15 protein-coding genes are annotated in these 16,535 nt (G+C 67.2%); 11 read left to right on the plus strand and 4 right to left on the minus strand.

Annotation, left to right across the window (positions count from 1 at the left end):
- Positions 1-36 precede the first annotated feature (36 nt).
- Entirely contained in the window at positions 37-2,103 is a 2,067-nt protein-coding gene (locus tag QGN17_RS20445) for a TonB-dependent receptor (RefSeq protein WP_281046453.1), read from the plus strand.
- A 6-nt stretch (positions 2,104-2,109) separates the two neighbouring features.
- Here the strand turns inward: QGN17_RS20445 and QGN17_RS20450 are convergent, their stop codons facing one another.
- Together QGN17_RS20450 and QGN17_RS20455 are read right to left on the minus strand one after the other, a co-directional pair.
- Positions 2,110-3,120 carry a retroviral-like aspartic protease family protein gene (locus tag QGN17_RS20450; protein WP_281046454.1) on the minus strand — a complete coding sequence of 337 codons (1,011 nt, stop codon included), beginning with the start codon at positions 3,118-3,120 and terminating at the stop codon, positions 2,110-2,112.
- Positions 3,121-3,184: 64 nt separating this feature from the next.
- Positions 3,185-5,011 (minus strand): ABCB family ABC transporter ATP-binding protein/permease, encoded by a 1,827-nt coding sequence (locus tag QGN17_RS20455; protein ID WP_281046455.1) that lies wholly within the window; start codon positions 5,009-5,011, stop codon positions 3,185-3,187.
- 256 nt (positions 5,012-5,267) lie between these two features.
- Here QGN17_RS20455 and QGN17_RS20460 point away from each other — a divergent pair, with 256 nt between their 5' ends.
- From QGN17_RS20460 to QGN17_RS20490, 7 genes are all read left to right on the plus strand, one after another.
- Positions 5,268-5,402 carry a hypothetical protein gene (locus QGN17_RS20460; RefSeq protein WP_281046456.1) on the plus strand — a complete coding sequence of 45 codons (135 nt, stop codon included), beginning with the start codon at positions 5,268-5,270 and terminating at the stop codon, positions 5,400-5,402.
- A gap of 24 nt (positions 5,403-5,426) precedes the next feature.
- Positions 5,427-5,615 (plus strand): PspC domain-containing protein, encoded by a 189-nt coding sequence (locus tag QGN17_RS20465; RefSeq protein WP_281046457.1) that lies wholly within the window; start codon positions 5,427-5,429, stop codon positions 5,613-5,615.
- Positions 5,616-5,668: 53 nt separating this feature from the next.
- Entirely contained in the window at positions 5,669-6,097 is a 429-nt protein-coding gene (locus QGN17_RS20470) for a cupin domain-containing protein (RefSeq protein ID WP_281046458.1), read from the plus strand.
- The gene (locus QGN17_RS20475) at positions 6,094-6,453 is read left to right on the plus strand and encodes a ribose-phosphate pyrophosphokinase (protein WP_281046459.1); all 360 of its coding nucleotides are present in this window, start codon (positions 6,094-6,096) and stop codon (positions 6,451-6,453) included. The genes QGN17_RS20470 and QGN17_RS20475 overlap by 4 nt, the downstream gene beginning before the upstream one ends.
- A gap of 60 nt (positions 6,454-6,513) precedes the next feature.
- Positions 6,514-7,689, plus strand: coding sequence for an aromatic ring-hydroxylating oxygenase subunit alpha (locus tag QGN17_RS20480; protein WP_281046460.1), 1,176 nt, complete (start codon positions 6,514-6,516; stop codon positions 7,687-7,689).
- Entirely contained in the window at positions 7,690-9,303 is a 1,614-nt protein-coding gene (locus QGN17_RS20485) for a phytoene desaturase family protein (RefSeq protein ID WP_281046461.1), read from the plus strand.
- Positions 9,304-9,390: 87 nt separating this feature from the next.
- On the plus strand, positions 9,391-10,179 hold the full coding sequence (locus QGN17_RS20490; RefSeq protein WP_281046462.1) for an OmpA family protein: 789 nt from the start codon (positions 9,391-9,393) through the stop codon (positions 10,177-10,179).
- Positions 10,180-10,321: 142 nt separating this feature from the next.
- On the opposite strand, the gene QGN17_RS20495 is transcribed toward QGN17_RS20490, so the two are convergent.
- Positions 10,322-10,882: a 2'-5' RNA ligase family protein gene (locus QGN17_RS20495; protein ID WP_281046463.1), complete on the minus strand. Its 561-nt coding sequence runs from the start codon at positions 10,880-10,882 to the stop codon at positions 10,322-10,324.
- 113 nt (positions 10,883-10,995) lie between these two features.
- Between QGN17_RS20495 and QGN17_RS20500 the strand changes: the two genes are divergently transcribed.
- Positions 10,996-11,259: a hypothetical protein gene (locus QGN17_RS20500; RefSeq protein ID WP_281046464.1), complete on the plus strand. Its 264-nt coding sequence runs from the start codon at positions 10,996-10,998 to the stop codon at positions 11,257-11,259.
- A gap of 5 nt (positions 11,260-11,264) precedes the next feature.
- On the opposite strand, the gene QGN17_RS20505 is transcribed toward QGN17_RS20500, so the two are convergent.
- The gene (locus QGN17_RS20505; protein ID WP_281046465.1) at positions 11,265-12,674 is read right to left on the minus strand and encodes a M20/M25/M40 family metallo-hydrolase; all 1,410 of its coding nucleotides are present in this window, start codon (positions 12,672-12,674) and stop codon (positions 11,265-11,267) included.
- 97 nt (positions 12,675-12,771) lie between these two features.
- Between QGN17_RS20505 and gyrB the strand changes: the two genes are divergently transcribed.
- Positions 12,772-15,240, plus strand: coding sequence for a DNA topoisomerase (ATP-hydrolyzing) subunit B (gene gyrB / locus QGN17_RS20510; protein WP_281046466.1), 2,469 nt, complete (start codon positions 12,772-12,774; stop codon positions 15,238-15,240).
- A gap of 766 nt (positions 15,241-16,006) precedes the next feature.
- Positions 16,007-16,351: a hypothetical protein gene (locus QGN17_RS20515; protein ID WP_281046467.1), complete on the plus strand. Its 345-nt coding sequence runs from the start codon at positions 16,007-16,009 to the stop codon at positions 16,349-16,351.
- Positions 16,352-16,535: the final 184 nt, after the last annotated feature.

Here is a 16,535-nt window from a genome sequence, read left to right on the forward strand (position 1 = left end):
GGATACGGGACGGAAACGAAACGCTATGCCCCGTCCATGACCATGCGCCGCTTCGTCCCGTTTCTCGTCGTCGGCCTCGCGATGCCCGCGTTCGCCCAGGCGCTGCCGCCGGAGATCGTCGTCACCGGGGCCAGTCTGCCGCAACCGGCGGGCGACGCAGCCTACGACGTCGCGACGATCGACCGCGACCGGCTGCAGGGGGTCGCCAGCGGGCGGCTGGAGGATGTGCTGCGCGACGTCGCCGGCTTCGCCCAGTTCCGCCGGTCGGACTCGCGCTCCGCCCAGCCGACCAGCCAGGGCGCGACGCTGCGCGGCCTCGGCGGCAACGCCTCGTCGCGCGCGCTCGTCACCCTCGACGGGGTGCCGTTCACCGATCCGTTCGGCGGCTGGCTGAGCTACGACGCGATCGATCCCGAGCGGCTCGGCCTCGTCCGCGTCACCCGCGGCGGCGGCACGGGGGCGTTCGGCCCCGGCGCGCTCGCCGGCACGATCGAGCTTTCCAGCGCCGGGCCGAACCAGCTTCCGCCGGTGTGGGCGGACGCCGCTTATGGCAGCCGCAACTCGGTCGACGCCCATGCCGGTGTCTCCGGCACGATGGGCGGCGGCTACGGCTTCCTCTCCGCCAGCTATGCGCGCGGCGACGGCTTCATTCCGATTGTGAAGGAGGATCGCGGACCGGTCGACGAGCCGGCGCCCTACCGCCAGTTCAGCCTGTCCGGCCGCGCCGTCTTCCCGGTCTGGGGATCGAGCGAGCTGCAGGCGTCCGGCCTGCTCTTCACCGATCACCGCACGCGCGGCACCCCGTTCCAGCCCAACGACACCAAGGGCGCCGACGCCAGCCTGCGCCTCGTCGGCCATGGCCCCTGGGGCTATGAGGCGCTGGCCTATGTGCAGATGCGCGGCTTCTCGGCGGGCTTCGCCTCGATCAACGCGACGCGCACGATCGCAACCCAGACCTTGGATCAATATAGCGTGCCCTCGACCGGCCTCGGTGGCCGCATCGAGGTGCGCCCGCCGACCGGTGAGCATCTCCAGCTCCGCCTCGGCGCCGACACGCGCTACGTCACCGGGGAGACCGACGAGCTCTACCAGTACGTTGCCGGCACCCCCTCCAACCATCGCGAGGCGGGCGGGCGTGAGCTGACCGTCGGCGGTTTCGCCGAGGCCAGCGCCGAGCCGGTCGACGGCGTGACGCTCACCGCCGGGGGTCGCATCGACCGCTGGCGGATCATGGACGGCTTCCTCCACCAGTCGAGCTTCGCCACCGGCCCGCTGGCGAGCAGCCGCCAATATCCGGATCGCTCCGGCTGGCGGCCGACGGGGCGCGGCGGCATCGCCTGGAAGCCGGGCGACGGCGCATTCACTCTGCGCGGCGCTGCCTATCTCGGCTGGCGCCTGCCGACGCTCAACGAACTTTACCGCCCCTATCGCGTCGGCAACGATTCGACCGTCGCCAACGCCGCACTCGCGCCCGAGCGGCTGAAGGGCGTGGATGCCGGCGTCGATTTCGATCCGCTGCCGACGCTGCATCTCGCCGCGACCGGGTTCGTCAACCGGCTGGACGATGCGATCGGCAACGTCACCATCACCGGCACGGCGCGCGCGACGCTCTGCCCCGGCCTCGCCGCGACGGGCCATTGCCTCCAGCGGCAGAATCTGAACGCAGTGAACTCGAAAGGCGTCGAGCTGGATGCGCGGCTGACGCTCGGCGCGTGGCGGCTCTCCGCCTCCTACGCCTACACCGACGCGCATGTCCGTTCGGACACACCGATCGACGGCCTGCGTCCGGCGCAGACGGCCAAGCACTCCGCCTCGGCGACGCTCGGCTGGGCGCAGCACTTCGCCGACCTCTCGGCGACGCTGCGCTATATCGGCCCGCAGTTCGAGGACGACCAGAATACCGAGACACTGAAGGGCGCGGTGACGCTCGACGCGACCGCCCTGGTGCCGATCACCCACGATTTCGCCATCGAGCTGCGCGGCGAGAACGTCACCAACACGCGGGTCGAGGCGGGGATTTCAGGTGCCGACATCATCGAGCGCGCGACGCCGCGCACCTTGTGGGTCGGCTTCCGCTTCGGGGAGACGCGCAAGGGCGCCTGACCCGGCTCAGCCGCCGGTATCGAGGTGGATCGCCGGCCCGGTATCCGGATCCTCGGGCCGCGTCAGCCGCACCTTGCGCCGCGCGAAATCGATCGAGACGCGGCTGAACGCCTGCATCATGTCCATGCCGAGCAGCATCGCCGGCTTCCTCGACAGGCCGAAGCGATCGAAGGCATGGGCATCGTCGAACGCGACGACGACGTTGCGCATGTGGAAATCGCCGAGCCTCAGGTCGTTGATCGGCGCGTAGCTGGCGACGATCTTGCGCCCGGTGACATCGGTGATCGTCACCTGCTGCGGCTCGGCGCGCTTGCGGCGGACCAGCTTGTCCCTGAGCGTCAGGTTGCCGAGCGTCACCATGCTGCCGGTATCGACGATCGCATACACTTTCTGCCCCGCCACATCGGCATCGGCGAGGACGAGCTGGCCCAGGCGGCTGCGCGCCGTCACGACGATCTCGTTGGGCTGGGCCGGCTGGACATATTTGTCGGCCGGCTCCACCGACATGGCGTGGTGGACCAGATCGATCACCACCTTCTTGCCCTTCAGCGTATCGATACCGAGGATACCGAGGCCGCCGAGATTGGCCTCGTCGAGCACCGGCGCGACCAGTTCCTTGGCGGGCAGCGCACCGACATAGAGCGAATCGATGTGGACGGCCGGCACATTGCTTTCGCCGCCGACGCTGTGCAGCGGGACGCTGCCCGCCGATGGCAGCCCGAGCTGCGCGGCGAGCGTACGGGAGATGACCGTCCGCGTCGCCCCGCTGTCCACGATGAAGCGATACGGCCCCTTGCCGTTGACCAGCACCGGCACGGTCATGCGCGTATCCACCTCGCGCAGCTTGACGGCGGTGCTGGCCGGCGTGCCGGGTACGGTGCTGGCATCGACCGGCAACGGCGAGGGCAGAGCGGCAGGATCGAGCGGCGAGGGTGCCGGGGGCGTCGCGGCGGGCGGCACGACCGTCGCGGCCTGAACCAAGGCCAACAACCCCACCATCGTCATCGATACCGCCACAGGACCCCTCCCGCTGTTTTAGGAGGATGCTACACCTGTTGCGGCGGCGATCAAGCGGGGCGGTCTATTCCGCCGCCAGTGCTTCGCCGGCTTCGCGCTCGGCCGCCTGGCGTGCCCACATCTCGGCATAGAGGCCATCCCGCGCCATCAGCTCGGCATGGGTGCCGCGCTCGGCGACGCGACCGGCGTCGAGCACCACGATCTGGTCGGCATCGACGATGGTCGAGAGGCGGTGCGCGATCGTGATCGTGGTGCGCCGTGCCGAAACCGCGCCCAGCGTGTCGAGGATCTCCGCCTCGGTGCGGCTGTCGAGCGCGCTGGTCGCCTCGTCGAGGATCAGCAACGGCGGATCCTTGAGCAGGGTCCGCGCGATCGCCACGCGCTGCTTCTCGCCGCCCGACAGCTTCAGGCCCCGCTCTCCGACCTCGGACTCGTAGCCTTGCGGCAGGCTGTCGATGAAGCGGTCGATCGCCGCCCCCCTCGCCGCCGCGCGGATCTCCTCCGCCGTCGCGCCGGCGCGGCCGTAGCCGATATTGTAGCCGATCGTGTCGTTGAACAGCACCGTATCCTGCGGGACGATGCCGATCGACGCGCGCAGCGACGCCTGCGTGACGCGGGCGATGTCCTGCCCGTCGATGGTGATCCGGCCGCCCGACAGATCGTAGAAGCGATAGAGCAATCGCGCGATCGTCGACTTGCCCGCACCCGACGGGCCGACGATGGCGAGCGTGCTGCCGGCGGCCACCTCGATGTCGATGCCCTTCAGGATCGGCCGCTCGCCCTCATAGCCGAAGCGCACGTCCTCGAAGCGGACATGGCCGCCGGAGACCGCCAGCGGCCGCGCATCGGGCGCATCCACCACCTCGGCATCGGTATCGATCAGATCGAACATCGCGGCCATGTCGATCAGGCCCTGCCGGATCGTCCGATAGACCATGCCCAGCATGTCGAGCGGACGGAACAGCTGGGACAGCAACGTGCTCACCAGCATCACGTCGCCCGGCGAGAATTGCCGCGCCTGCCAGCCGTAGATGACCAGCACCATGCCGCCCGCCATCATCGCGTTGGTGATCAGCGCCTGCCCGATGTTGAGCCACGCGAGCGACGTCTCGTTCTTTACCGCCGCATCGGAGTAAGCCGCGATCGCGCGGTCGTAGCGCGCCGCCTCGCGATCCTCGGCGGTGAAATACTTCACCGTCTCGAAATTCAGCAGCGAATCCACCGCATGCGCCATCGCGCCGGTATCGAGGTCGTTCATCCGCATCCGCAGCGCATTGCGCCAGTCGGTCACAACGCGGGTGAACCAGATGTAGACGGCCACCATCACCAAAGTGCCGGCGACCAGCCACAGGCCGAAATGGCTGCCGAACACCTGCAGGACCATCGCCAGTTCGAGTACGGTCGGCGCAATGTTGAACAACATGAAGTAGAGCATCGTGTCGATGCTCTTGGTGCCGCGCTCGATCACCTTGGTGACCGCGCCCGTCCGCCGCGTCAGGTGGAAGCGCAGCGACAGCTGGTGGAGGTGGCGGAAGACGGACGCCGCCAGCTGCAGCGTCGCGGTCTGGCCGACACGTTCGAAGATGGCGTTGCGCAGATTGTCGAACAGGGTGCCGCCGAAGCGCGCCGCCGCGTAGCCGGTCGCCATCAGCGCGATCAGGGTCGCCGTGCCGCGATCGCCGATCGCGATATGATCGATCACCGCCTTCAGCGCGAAGGCCGCGCCATAGACCTGCACCACCTTGGAGGCGACGACGAGCAGCAGCGAGGCGACGACGCGCGCACGCAGCATCGGCGCGGTCGCGGGCCAGAGATAGGGGAGGAAACGGCGGAGCAGGGCGAAGCCGGCCTCCCGGTTCACCTGCGCCCCGCCCGGCTGATCGGGTGGCATGGCGCGCAACATAGGTGGCGTGCGGGCTTTGGCCAATGGGCGGCATCCGCCTCTGCATGATCCGATCCGACGCCGGTTGGTTTCTGCCCAACCTTTCGCATTTTGCGCGCCAATATGGTGCGAATTTCGGATCCCTGACAGACCAATACATCAAACATGGCGCAAAACCGCCGTTTCTCAAACTTGGCACGCCCCCTGCAAACGTACCGGCATCCCGCCGATCACCGGCGAGACCGGAAAAACCAGGAGACAAACCATGTTCGATTTCACTTTCTCTTCCGTCCGCGAGACGCTCGTTTCGGCCGCCGGTGCGGTGTTCTGCTCGGCCGTGCTGGTCGCCGCCGCCGTCCTGCCCGCCACGTCGGCGAGCGCTGCCTTGTTCCACCTCTAAGCCCCGCGACACCGGAGACAGCCCATGTCCAACCGTTTCGTGATCGACCGCCGCCAGGGCCTGTGGCTCGGCGTGTGCCGGGGCTTCGCGGACTGGTCCGGCACCGATGTCGGCCTCGTCCGCGCGGCACTGGTGCTGCTGACCATCCTCGGCCTCGGCCTGCCGGGCATCATCGCCTACGTGCTGATCGGCTGGCTGGCGGGCGCGCGCTGACCGGCACGCCCCGCCCCCTTGCCCAAATCCTCCCGCCCGCCGACATTGCCGATATGGACGAAGCGCGGGCGATCATCGAGCGGCTGAAGCTCGAACCCCATCCCGAAGGCGGCTGGTATCGCGAGACCTGGCGGGCGGATGCCCCGCCGGGACGCCGCGCGAGCGCCACCGCCATCCACTTCCTGCTCGAAGCCGGCCAGCGATCGCACTGGCATAGGGTCGATGCGGCCGAACTGTGGCTCTGGCATGCCGGCGCCCCGCTGCGCGTGCTGACCGCGCCGGGCGAGGCCGGGCCGGTTGCGGAGCATGTGCTGGGCGGCGATGTGTTGGCTGACGAGCAGCCGCAGATCCTCGTCCCGCCGCATCACTGGCAGGCGACCGAAACCATCACCGGCTGGGCCTTGGTGTCCTGCATCGTCTCGCCCGGCTTCGACTTCGCCGGCTTCACCCTCGCCCCGCCCGGCTGGGCACCCGGCGCATGAGCGACGCCATCGCCGACGTGCCGCGCGTCCGCGCGCTGCTGATCGATGCCGCGCGGGCCGGCGAGGCGATCAGCTACTCCTCGATCCTCAACCTGCTCGGCCACCGCTTCACCCGGCCGAAGATGCGCGCGCTGTGCAAGACGCTGGACGCGATCGACGAGGCCGGCCGCGCCGCCGGAGAACCCGAGCTGGCCGTGCTGGTCGTGCGCGAATCCGATGGCTTGCCGGGGCAGGGCTGGTGGGCCGGCGCGCAGGCCTTCATCCGCGGCTATGACGGACCGTGGGAGGGACCGAAGGCGATGGCGTTCGTCCGGTCGGTGCAGGAACAGGCCTTCAGCTATTGGAAGGATCGCTGAGCGCACCCTTGCTCCCTCATGACGCCTGTTGTACGATCGTGCAGCAACTGGAGGGTGGGAATGGCCGAGGCGGCGACTCATATCGCGGACGACCCGGATGAAGGCTGGAGCCTGCCCGCCTGGACCTACTCCGATCCCGAATTCTTCGAGGTCGAGGTCGCCCGCGTCATCCGCCCCTCGTGGCAGATCGTCTGCCACGTCAGCGACGTGCCCAATCCCGGCGACTTCCACACGCTCGATTATGTCGGCGAGAGCGTCGTCGTGGTGCGGGGCAGGGACGGCGCGCTCAACGCCTTCACCAACGTCTGCCGCCATCGCGGCGCGCGGTTGCTCGACGGGCCTTCGGGCTGCGCGAGGAAGCTGGTCTGCCCCTATCACGCCTGGACCTACGATCTCGACGGCCGCCTGACCGGCGTGCCCATGCGCGAGACCTACGCCATGGACATGGCCGATCACGGGTTGAAGACCGTCGATCTGGAGATCTGGCGCGGCTTCGTCTTCGTGCGGCTGGAGGATGATGGCGGCCCGTCCGTCGCCCGCATGATGGCCCCCTACGAGGCCGAGGTGGAGCCTTACCGTTTCGAGGATCTGCGCGCCTTCGGCCGGGTGACGCTGCGGCCGCGCGTCGTGAACTGGAAGAATGTCGGCGACAATTATTCGGATGGCCTGCACATCGCCGTCGCGCATCCCGGCCTCAAGCGGCTGATGGGCAACGGTTACGGCGTCGAGGCCAGCGCCCATGTCGACAAGATGTGGGGGCCGATCGTCGACAAGCCGTCCGCCAACCCGTCCGAGCGCGCCTACCAGCATTTCCTGCCGAGCGTGCCGCACCTGCCGGCCGACCGGCAGCGGCTGTGGACCTATTTCAAGCTGTGGCCGAACATCGCCTTCGACATCTATCCCGATCAGGTCGATTTCATGCAGTGGCTGCCGGTCTCGCCGACCGAGTGCCTGATCCGCGAGATCGCCTATGCGCTCCCCGACGATCGGCGGGAGATGAAGGCCGCGCGCTACTGCAACTGGCGGATCAACCGGCAGGTCAATGCCGAGGATACGTTGCTGATCGGCCGCGTGCAGGACGGCATGGCGTCCAAGAGCTTCACCGTCGGCCCGCTTTCCGAACAGGAGGTCGCGCTGCGCAATTTCTGCCGCAAGATCCGCCACGCCATTCCCGAGGCGCGCCAGCATCGCGCGCCCGCACCCGGCTGGAGCCGGCGTCCCCATGGAGTCCAGTGAATGAGCGGCAAGCGTTATGACGCGGTGATCATCGGCGGCGGGCATAACGGCCTCGTCTGCGCCTTCTATCTCGCGCGCGCCGGCAAGTCCGTGCGGGTGCTGGAGCGCCGGCACATCGTCGGCGGTGCGGCGGTGACCGAGGAATTTCACCCCGGCTTCCGCAATTCGGTGGCGAGCTACACGGTCAGCCTGCTCCAGCCCAAGGTGATCCGCGACATGAAGCTCGCCGAGCGCGGCCTGCGCATCGTCGAGCGGCCGATCTCCAACTTCCTGCCGCAGGACGACGGCCGCTACCTCAAGCTCGGCGGCGGGCTGGAGCGGACGCAGGCCGAGTTCCGCAAGTTTTCGGCCCGCGATGCGGAGACACTGCCGGCCTATTATGAGACGCTTGACGTGGTAGCCGACGTGCTGCGCGATCTGGCGTTGAAGTCCCCGCCGAACATAGGCGACGGCATCGGCACGCTGATCGCGGCGGCGAAGCAGGGGCGTGGGCTTTCCAAGCTCAGCCTCGCGCAGCAGCGCGACGTGCTCGATCTCTTCACCAAGTCCGCGCGCACCTTCCTCGACGGCTGGTTCGAGAGCGAGGCGGTGAAGGCGGCGTTCGGCTTCGACGCGGTGGTCGGCAACTTCGCTTCGCCGGACACGCCGGGATCGGCCTACGTGCTGCTCCACCACGTCTTCGGCGAGGTGAACGGCAAGAAGGGCGCATGGGGCCACGCCATCGGCGGCATGGGCGCGATCACCACCGCGATGCGGGCGGCGTGCGAGGAAGCGGGCGTCGAGATCACCACCGACGCGGCGGTCGATCAGGTGCTGGTCGATGGCGAGCGCGCGGTCGGCGTGCGGCTGGAAGGCGGCGCGGAGGTGTTCGGCAAGGCCATCGTCTCGAACGTCGGCCCGCGCCTGCTCTACGACAAGCTGATCGCGGAGGGTGATCTCGCGCCCGAATTCCGCCGCCGGGTGAAGGGCTTCAAGGTCGGCTCCGGCACCTTCCGGATGAACGTCGCGCTCAGCGAGCTGCCGCGATTCACGAGCCTGCCCGAGCCCGGCGAGCACCACCAGTCGGGCATCATCATCGCGCCGACGCTCGATTACATGGACCGCGCCTATACCGACGCCAAGCAGACCGGCATGTCGAAGGCGCCGATCGTCGAGATGCTGATTCCCTCCACGGTGGACGACAGCCTCGCGCCCGCCGGAAGCCATGTGGCGAGCCTGTTCTGCCAGCAGTTCGCGCCGGAGCTTCCGGATGGTCGCTCGTGGGACGATGCGCGCGAGGAAGGAGCCGATCTGATCGTCGATACGGTCGAAAAATGGGCACCCGGCTTCAAGGCCTCGGTCATCGCGCGGCAGATCCATTCGCCGCTCGATCTGGAGCGCAAGTTCGGGCTGATGGGCGGCGACATCATGCACGGCAACATGAGCCTCGATCAACTGTGGTCGGCCCGCCCGATCCTCGGCAACGGCGCCTATCGCGGGCCGCTGAAGGGTCTCTACATGTGCGGGGCGGGCACCCATCCGGGTGGTGGTGTGACCGGTGCGCCGGGCCACAATGCGGCGCGCGAGATCCTCGCCGATGGCGGCCTCTGGCGCCGGATCACGCGCGCCGCCTGAACCGCGGCTTTCAGGCGCACTCACCGGCGGTTCAAGCCGGGCAGGGCAGTTCTTCTCCATCGCGGCGGGGCGATGGAGGAGTGCATCATGGTTCGTTTCCCGATTATCGCAGCGGCGCTGGCCGTGACGCTCGGCGCCGGCGCGGCGTCGGCCCAGGAACGCTGGGTGCCCGGTCATTGGGATTGGGCCGGCGGACGCCCCGGCGACGCGCGCGCCTACGATCTCGACGGACCGGGCCTGCGCATCCTGTTCCCCGAACTCCGCAACACGCCGCGCGGTCGCGCCTTCGTTCTGCGCAATTTCGACTGGAATCACGACGGCTTCATCACCCCGCGCGAGGCGCGCGCCGCCAACCGCGCCTTCGCCGAGGCCGTGCCCGATCGCGCTCGGTTCGACTGGCGGATGACCGACCGCGTCGTCGCCGTGCCGGTCGAGGCCGGGCGGCCGCCGCGCCCTGGCCGCTGGGATCGCGCCGCGATGCGCGCCTACCATTTCCGCGACACGCCCGAGGGCGCGCGGATGACGCTGCAGGAGGACGTGCTGTTCCAGACCGACAGCGCGGTGCTGCGTCCGCACGCGCTCGACAAGCTGCAGGCGCTCGCCGGTTATCTGCAGGACAATCCGGGGGTGCGCGTCGCGATCGACGGCTTCACCGATTCGCGCGGCACCGATCAGCATAACCAGCTCCTGTCTGAACGCCGCGCCGACAGCGTGCGCGACGCCTTCGATGGTATGGGGGTGACGCAGGCACGCTTCCGCGTGCGCGGCCATGGCGAAAACGATCCGGTCGCGACCAACGCGACGGCGGACGGGATGCGGCTCAACCGCCGGGTCGAGGTGACGTTGCTGGGGCGCCGCGCGAGCGAGTTCGAGTAAGCGGCCGTCCGATAAGCTCCCGTCGCTGACGTTCCGTTCGCACTGAGCGAAGTCGAAGTGCGTGCTGCAGGCGCCGCGTTTGTGGCACGTCCTTCGACTTCGCTCAGGACGAACGGAACGGTGCGGGGCTACCGTCTCAAGCCTACGCCGCATTCCTTGCCCGCCCCGGCAGCCGCCACCGGCCCAGTTCCTCGTGCCACGTCCGGCCATGCCAGCTGCGCACCAGCACCAGTTCGTCGACCAGCCAGCTGATCCCGTCGATCGGCTGCACGCCCGGCCCGCCATGTCCCTCGCGATAGCCGTAGCCGAGCGTCACGTGCGGCACGGGCGCCGCCCTGGCGGGCAGGTCCAGCCCGTACTGCCGCAGCATGTCGAGCACGTGCGCCTGCGCCTCCAGCGCGCCGAGCAGCGGCTGGCTCGCCTTGAGCAGCGTGCTGCGCGCACCGGCGACGAGCTGGTCGAACACGACGTGGAAGGCGAAGGGCGGCACGGTCGCCATCACCCATTGCGCGAGCTGGATACGGAAATCCTCCGGCACGTCCACCGCCGAGAGATTGGCGAGCGTGATGTGGCGACGCGCGGTGGAGACCAGCTTCAGGCCCGGCAGCGCCGGTTCGACATCGTTGGAAATGGCGAGACGATCCCCCACGCCGTCCGGCAGCATGGCGAACAGATAGAGGCGGGTATCCGGAGCAGCAGGCATCGCGTTTCCTCCACGATCCGTCCAGTCGCCAACAATGTTCTACATTTGTTCCTATTTGTCAAGACTGGATATTGGCGCTACCTCAGGGACGTTCCATCCTGTCGGAAGTTCCCATGCGCCAGCGCCATCTCTCGCCCGATCGCCGTCGCGCCGTCCGCCGCGACGTGCTGGCCTCGCTCGCGCTGGTGGGGGCGATCTTCGTGTCGATCCTCGCGCTGCCGATCGGCAAGGTGCACGAAAATGCCTGCGTCGCGGTGTCCCACGTCGTGGGCCGGCCGGTGCCGTGCGGCCTGTCGTCGCTGAACGTCACGCTCGGCTCGGACAGGCCCTTCGTCTCGATCTCGCTGACGCCGATCAAGCTGCCGCTGAAACTCTAAACCCCTCAGCCGGCGTAGAGCTTGATCAAGTCGAACAGATAGTCGCGGCCGGTGTAGACCGCCTTCACCGCCATATGCTCGTTCAGCCCATGGGTGCCGTTGCCGTCCGGATCGGAATAGAGGCCGGGCGGGCCGTAGACCGGGATGCCGATCTGTTCGAGGAACACGCCGTCGGTCGCGCCCGTCGACATGAAGGGGACGAGCGGCACGCCGGGATAATATTTCGCCAGCAGCTTTTCGGCGGGCGCGACGATCTTCGGGTCGAGCGGCGGCGGCTTGGCCACCACGCCGCCGCGATCGTCGGTGAGCTTCACCGTCATCCGCGGATCGGCGACCACCTTCTCCAGCTGGTCGCGCACCTGCTGCGGTGACGTGCCGGGGAAGATCCGGCAGTTGACGTTGGCGCCCGCCCGCTGCGGCAGCGCATTCTCGGCATGGCCGCCGTCCAGCAGGGTCGCGACGCAGGTCGTGCGCAGCATCGAATGATAGCTCTTGTCGGCGTCGAGCAGCGCCTCGGCCTGCTTGTCCTCGGGATTCTTCGCGAAGCCCATCATAGCCTTGCCGAGATCGTCGCCCCGCGCCGCGCCTGCCTTGGCGAAATAGGCGCGGGTGGTGTCGGAGAGCTGGGCGGGAAAGTCGAAATCGCGCAGCTTGGCCAGCGCGTCGGCCAGTTCGTAGATCGCATTGTCCTTCACCGGCGCCGAGCTGTGGCCGCCGGGATTGGTCGCCTCGATCCGGTAGTTCACCGCCAGCTTCTCGCCGACATGCAGGTTGGCGGTGAGCAGCTTGCCATGCCCGTCGGTCCGCCCACCGCCGCCCTCGTTGAGCGCGAACTGGGCGGCGATCAGGTCGGGCTTGTTCTTGCTGAGCCACTCGGCGCCGTTGAAGGCGGTGCTGGTCTCCTCGCCGCAGGTCAGCGCCAGCTTGATCGTGCGTTTCGGCTTGTATCCGCTTTCCTTCATGCGGATCAGGCTGTCGATCCAGATCGCGTCCATCGCCTTCATGTCGGCAGCGCCGCGACCCCAGAAATAGCCGTTCTCCTCGACCATTTTATAAGGATCGCGGGTCCAGTCGGCGCGCTTGGCGGTGACGACGTCGATATGGCCGAGCAGCAGCATCGGCTTCGCCGCCTTGTCCGTCCCCGGCAGCACCGCGACGAGGCCGCCCTCCCTGGGATGATCCGGCACAGAGAAGGGCGTGAGATCGGCGTCGGTGAAACCGGCCTGCTTCAGATGCCCCGCCACCTTGGCGGCGAGCGCGGTGCAGTCGCCGGTGGTGATGCTCGTGTCGGTCTCCACCAGTTCCTGGTAGAGCGCGCGGAAGCGGGCCTGATCCGGGCGGAGCTGGGCCTCCTGCGCGGCGAGCGGCGTCGCCAGCATGGAGGCGCCCAGCAGGATGCCGATGATGCGCGTCATGATGTCTCCCCTTGCCCCCCGGCGGGTGCCAGAATGCACAAGCGCAGCCCCCTCGGAAAGCCGCATTTCTCTTTAGTTTCGTGTTCGTGATGCCTATATGATGGGCATGAGCGATACCCCTGAGACGAACGACTACGGCGCCTCCTCGATCAAGGTGCTGAAGGGCCTCGATGCCGTGCGCAAGCGGCCGGGCATGTATATCGGCGACACCGACGACGGATCGGGCCTCCACCACATGGTGTTCGAGGTTTCGGACAATGCCATCGACGAGGCGCTGGCCGGCCATTGCGACCGGGTGATCATCCAGCTGAACCCGGACGGCTCGGTCTCTGTCGAGGACAATGGTCGCGGCATCCCGACCGGCATCCACCCCGAAGAGGGCGTGTCGGCGGCCGAGGTCATCATGACCCAGCTCCATGCCGGCGGTAAGTTCGACAACACCAGCGACAGCAACGCCTACAAGGTGTCCGGCGGCCTGCACGGCGTCGGCGTCTCGGTGGTGAACGCGCTCAGCGACTTCCTCGATCTCACCATCTGGCGCGACGGCGAGGAGCATTACATGCGCTTCGCGCGCGGCGATGCGGTCGCCCCGCTCAAGGTCGTCGGCGCCGCGCCGAACGGCAAGAAGGGCACGAAGGTCACCTTCCTGCCCTCCGCCGAAACCTTCAAGATCACCGAGTTCGATTTCGAGAAGCTCGAGCATCGCTATCGCGAGCTTGCCTTCCTGAACTCCGGCGTGCGCCTGTTCCTAGTCGATGCGCGCCACGCCGAGAAGAAGGAGGTCGAGCTTTACTACGAGGGTGGCATCGCGGCCTTCGTAAAGTATCTCGATCGCGCCAAGACGCCGCTCATGCCCGATCCGATCGCGATCGGCGGCCAGCGCGACGATGTCGGCATCGACGTCGCGCTGGAGTGGAACGACAGCTATTACGAGCAGGTCCTCTGCTTCACCAACAACATCCCGCAGCGCGACGGCGGCACGCACCTCGCCGCGTTCCGCGCGGCGCTGACCCGCACGCTCAACGCCTATGCCGACAAGAGCGGGATGATGAAGCGCGAGAAGGTCAGCCTCACCGGCGACGATATGCGCGAGGGGCTGACGGCGATCGTCTCGGTCAAGCTCCCCGATCCCAAGTTCAGTTCGCAGACCAAGGACAAGCTCGTCTCGTCCGAGGTGCGCCAGCCGCTGGAAGCGCTGATGGCGGACAAGCTGGCGGAGTGGCTGGAGGAAAATCCCGGCCACGCCAAGACGATCATCCAGAAGATCATCGACGCCGCCGCCGCCCGCGAGGCTGCCCGCAAGGCGCGCGAGGCGAGCCGCAAGTCGGTGATGGGCATCGCTTCGCTGCCCGGCAAGCTGGCCGATTGCCAGGAGCGCGATCCGTCCAAGTCTGAACTGTTCATCGTCGAGGGTGACTCGGCCGGCGGTTCGGCCAAGCAGGGCCGCAATCGCCACAACCAGGCGATCCTGCCGCTCAAGGGCAAGATCCTCAACGTCGAGCGTGCGCGCTTCGATCGGATGCTCTCCTCCAAGGAGGTCGGCACGCTGATCCAGGCGCTCGGCTGCGGCATCGGGCGCGACGATTTCAACGCCGACAAGCTGCGCTACCACAAGATCGTCATCATGACGGACGCCGACGTGGACGGCGCGCACATCCGCACGCTGCTGCTCACCTTCTTCTACCGGCAGATGCCCGAGCTGATCACGCGCGGGCACCTCTTCATTGCCCAGCCGCCGCTCTACAAGGTCGCGAAGGGCCGGTCGGAGGTCTACCTCAAGGACCAGGCGGCGCTCGATCAATATCTGGTCGACGCCGGCGTCGCGACGCTTGCGCTGGATACCGCCGAGGGCCGTCGCACCGGCGCCGACCTGCAGGCGCTGATCGACCACGCCCGCCGGATGCGCACGCTGATGACCTACGTGCCGCGTCGCTACGAAGGCGGCATCGTCGAGGCGCTGGCGCTGACCGGCGCCCTCGCCCCCGAGGCGGATCGCTCGGGCGTCGCGCCGAAGGTGGCGGAATGGCTCGGCCGGATCGATCCCGAGGCGGAGTGGAAGGGCGAGGCGTCCGAAGAGGGCGGCTATCACCTGACCCGCAAGTGGCGCGGCGTGTCCGATCACCATGTGATCGACGCGGCGTTCCTCGGCTCGGCCGAGGCGCGCAAGCTGCATGCCCTCGCCGCCGAACAGGCCGAAGCCTATGGTTCGCCCTCGCGGCTCGTTTCGATCAAGACCGCCGAGAAGATCGACGCTGCCGAGGACGAGGACGCACCCGCCGATCCCAAGGGGACCGTCGTCGGTCGCCCGTCCGAGCTGCTGGAGGCGGTATTCGCGTCCGGCCGCAAGGGCCTGTCGATCGCGCGCTACAAGGGCCTTGGCGAGATGAACGCGGAACAGCTGTGGGAGACCACGCTCGATCCGGCCAACCGCTCGCTGCTCAAGGTCGAGGTGTCGCAGGCGGATGTCGCCGATGAGATCTTCACCCGCCTGATGGGCGACGTGGTCGAGCCGCGCCGCGAGTTCATCCAGGAGAATGCGCTCTCGGTCGCCAATCTGGACGTCTGATCCGGTTGTCCGGAAAGGCAATTAGCTATCAAAAGAAGGCAATTCGCTAAAACGGACAACCAATTAAATAAAATCTGGCGGCCCGAGATTCGGTGCCGCCAGAGTCTCTATCCTGTTGTGTTTTCAGGCGCTCGGGGATCACGGCAGCATGTCTATCGGTGCATCGAATAGCGTCTGCCCCTCGTTTTCTCACAGCCCTGCCGCACCTAAATCCGCAAAGGCGTAATTCAGGCAAATTGGCCGTGGCGTTCAAGCAATCGCATGAGCACCGCGTTCGCCTTCGTAAAGTTTTCGCGCTGACCCTTGATTTGGTATGCCCATTTCGCACCGTGTGTGGATTTTAGGGGCGCCTCATCGACTTGAATGATGGGGTGAGTGCATCGCATAAACCTTGCGACGGGTCGGAATCCGATTTCGCTATCTTTGGGCGCTCGGCCGTTTGCCGGGCGCCCGAAACATTTCGCTATGCGGAGATGCGTTTGAGCGCGTGCCAGAGGATCGAGTTCTCATTCCTTAGGAGGCCCGGGACACCTCGCCTCCGTCGAAATTTTCGCCTGAGCGTAAGGTCTATGGGTCCGTTCGGTCAGAATCTAAGCCATTGTTGCGGTTAATCCCGGTTGATCCTGAAATTCCCTGACAAAGTGACCCAAAATGATTGAAGGATCTAACCCGCTCGCTATCAGGGGCCCGGGGGATCGATAAACGGGTGATCTAGCGTCGATCGCTCAATGTCGAGGGGGTCTGGTTGTCGGTTACGTCATTCCAGTTGCGCGTCGCAGAATGGCTGACCGCGTGCTTCCCGCCGTCTGTTCGGGGGGACCGGGCAGAGCGCACTCACCGTTTTCTCGAAGAAGCCTTGGAATTGGCGCAGGCGAACGGTTGCACCAAGGATGATGCGATCGCGCTCGTGAATTACGTATTCGACCGCCCAATCGGTGAGCCCGACCTCGAGGTTGGCGGGGTGATGGTAACCCTGGCCGGGCTGTGCGGCGCGTCCGGCATCAATATGGATGATGCAGGCGATCAGGAACTCAAGCGTAACTGGGATCGGATCGAGACGATACGAGCGAAGCAAGCCTCCAAGCCGCACGGGTCCCCGCTACCCCAGTGATCGGATCGTCGCTCTGGAGTAGGGCAGCGGTGAAAGCATGCCCCGTTTGGTGCCTCCTTTGGAAGGCGTCATGCTGAGCGTTTCATTCAAATCAGAAGCGCTCCGGGAGACCTGCACGAAGATCGAGGTTGCCCAGGGTCAGCTTGGCCCCCAGCCGGCGAATGAGCTTCTGCAGCTTTTGGCC

This window comes from Sphingomonas oryzagri (assembly GCF_029906645.1).
GTDB lineage: Bacteria > Pseudomonadota > Alphaproteobacteria > Sphingomonadales > Sphingomonadaceae > Solisphingomonas > Solisphingomonas oryzagri.

Excerpts from the sequence above, each read along its gene's own strand:
- QGN17_RS20445 (WP_281046453.1), top strand. The coding sequence starts at position 37 with ATGACCATGCGCCGCTTCGTCCCGTTTCTCGTCGTCGGCCTCGCGATG.
- QGN17_RS20455 (WP_281046455.1), bottom strand. The coding sequence starts at position 5,011 with ATGCCACCCGATCAGCCGGGCGGGGCGCAGGTGAACCGGGAGGCCGGC.
- QGN17_RS20460 (WP_281046456.1), top strand. The coding sequence starts at position 5,268 with ATGTTCGATTTCACTTTCTCTTCCGTCCGCGAGACGCTCGTTTCGGCC.
- QGN17_RS20465 (WP_281046457.1), top strand. The coding sequence starts at position 5,427 with ATGTCCAACCGTTTCGTGATCGACCGCCGCCAGGGCCTGTGGCTCGGC.
- QGN17_RS20470 (WP_281046458.1), top strand. The coding sequence starts at position 5,669 with ATGGACGAAGCGCGGGCGATCATCGAGCGGCTGAAGCTCGAACCCCAT.
- QGN17_RS20475 (WP_281046459.1), top strand. The coding sequence starts at position 6,094 with ATGAGCGACGCCATCGCCGACGTGCCGCGCGTCCGCGCGCTGCTGATC.
- QGN17_RS20480 (WP_281046460.1), top strand. The coding sequence starts at position 6,514 with ATGGCCGAGGCGGCGACTCATATCGCGGACGACCCGGATGAAGGCTGG.
- QGN17_RS20485 (WP_281046461.1), top strand. The coding sequence starts at position 7,690 with ATGAGCGGCAAGCGTTATGACGCGGTGATCATCGGCGGCGGGCATAAC.
- QGN17_RS20490 (WP_281046462.1), top strand. The coding sequence starts at position 9,391 with ATGGTTCGTTTCCCGATTATCGCAGCGGCGCTGGCCGTGACGCTCGGC.
- QGN17_RS20495 (WP_281046463.1), bottom strand. The coding sequence starts at position 10,882 with ATGCCTGCTGCTCCGGATACCCGCCTCTATCTGTTCGCCATGCTGCCG.
- QGN17_RS20500 (WP_281046464.1), top strand. The coding sequence starts at position 10,996 with ATGCGCCAGCGCCATCTCTCGCCCGATCGCCGTCGCGCCGTCCGCCGC.
- QGN17_RS20505 (WP_281046465.1), bottom strand. The coding sequence starts at position 12,674 with ATGACGCGCATCATCGGCATCCTGCTGGGCGCCTCCATGCTGGCGACG.
- gyrB (WP_281046466.1), top strand. The coding sequence starts at position 12,772 with ATGATGGGCATGAGCGATACCCCTGAGACGAACGACTACGGCGCCTCC.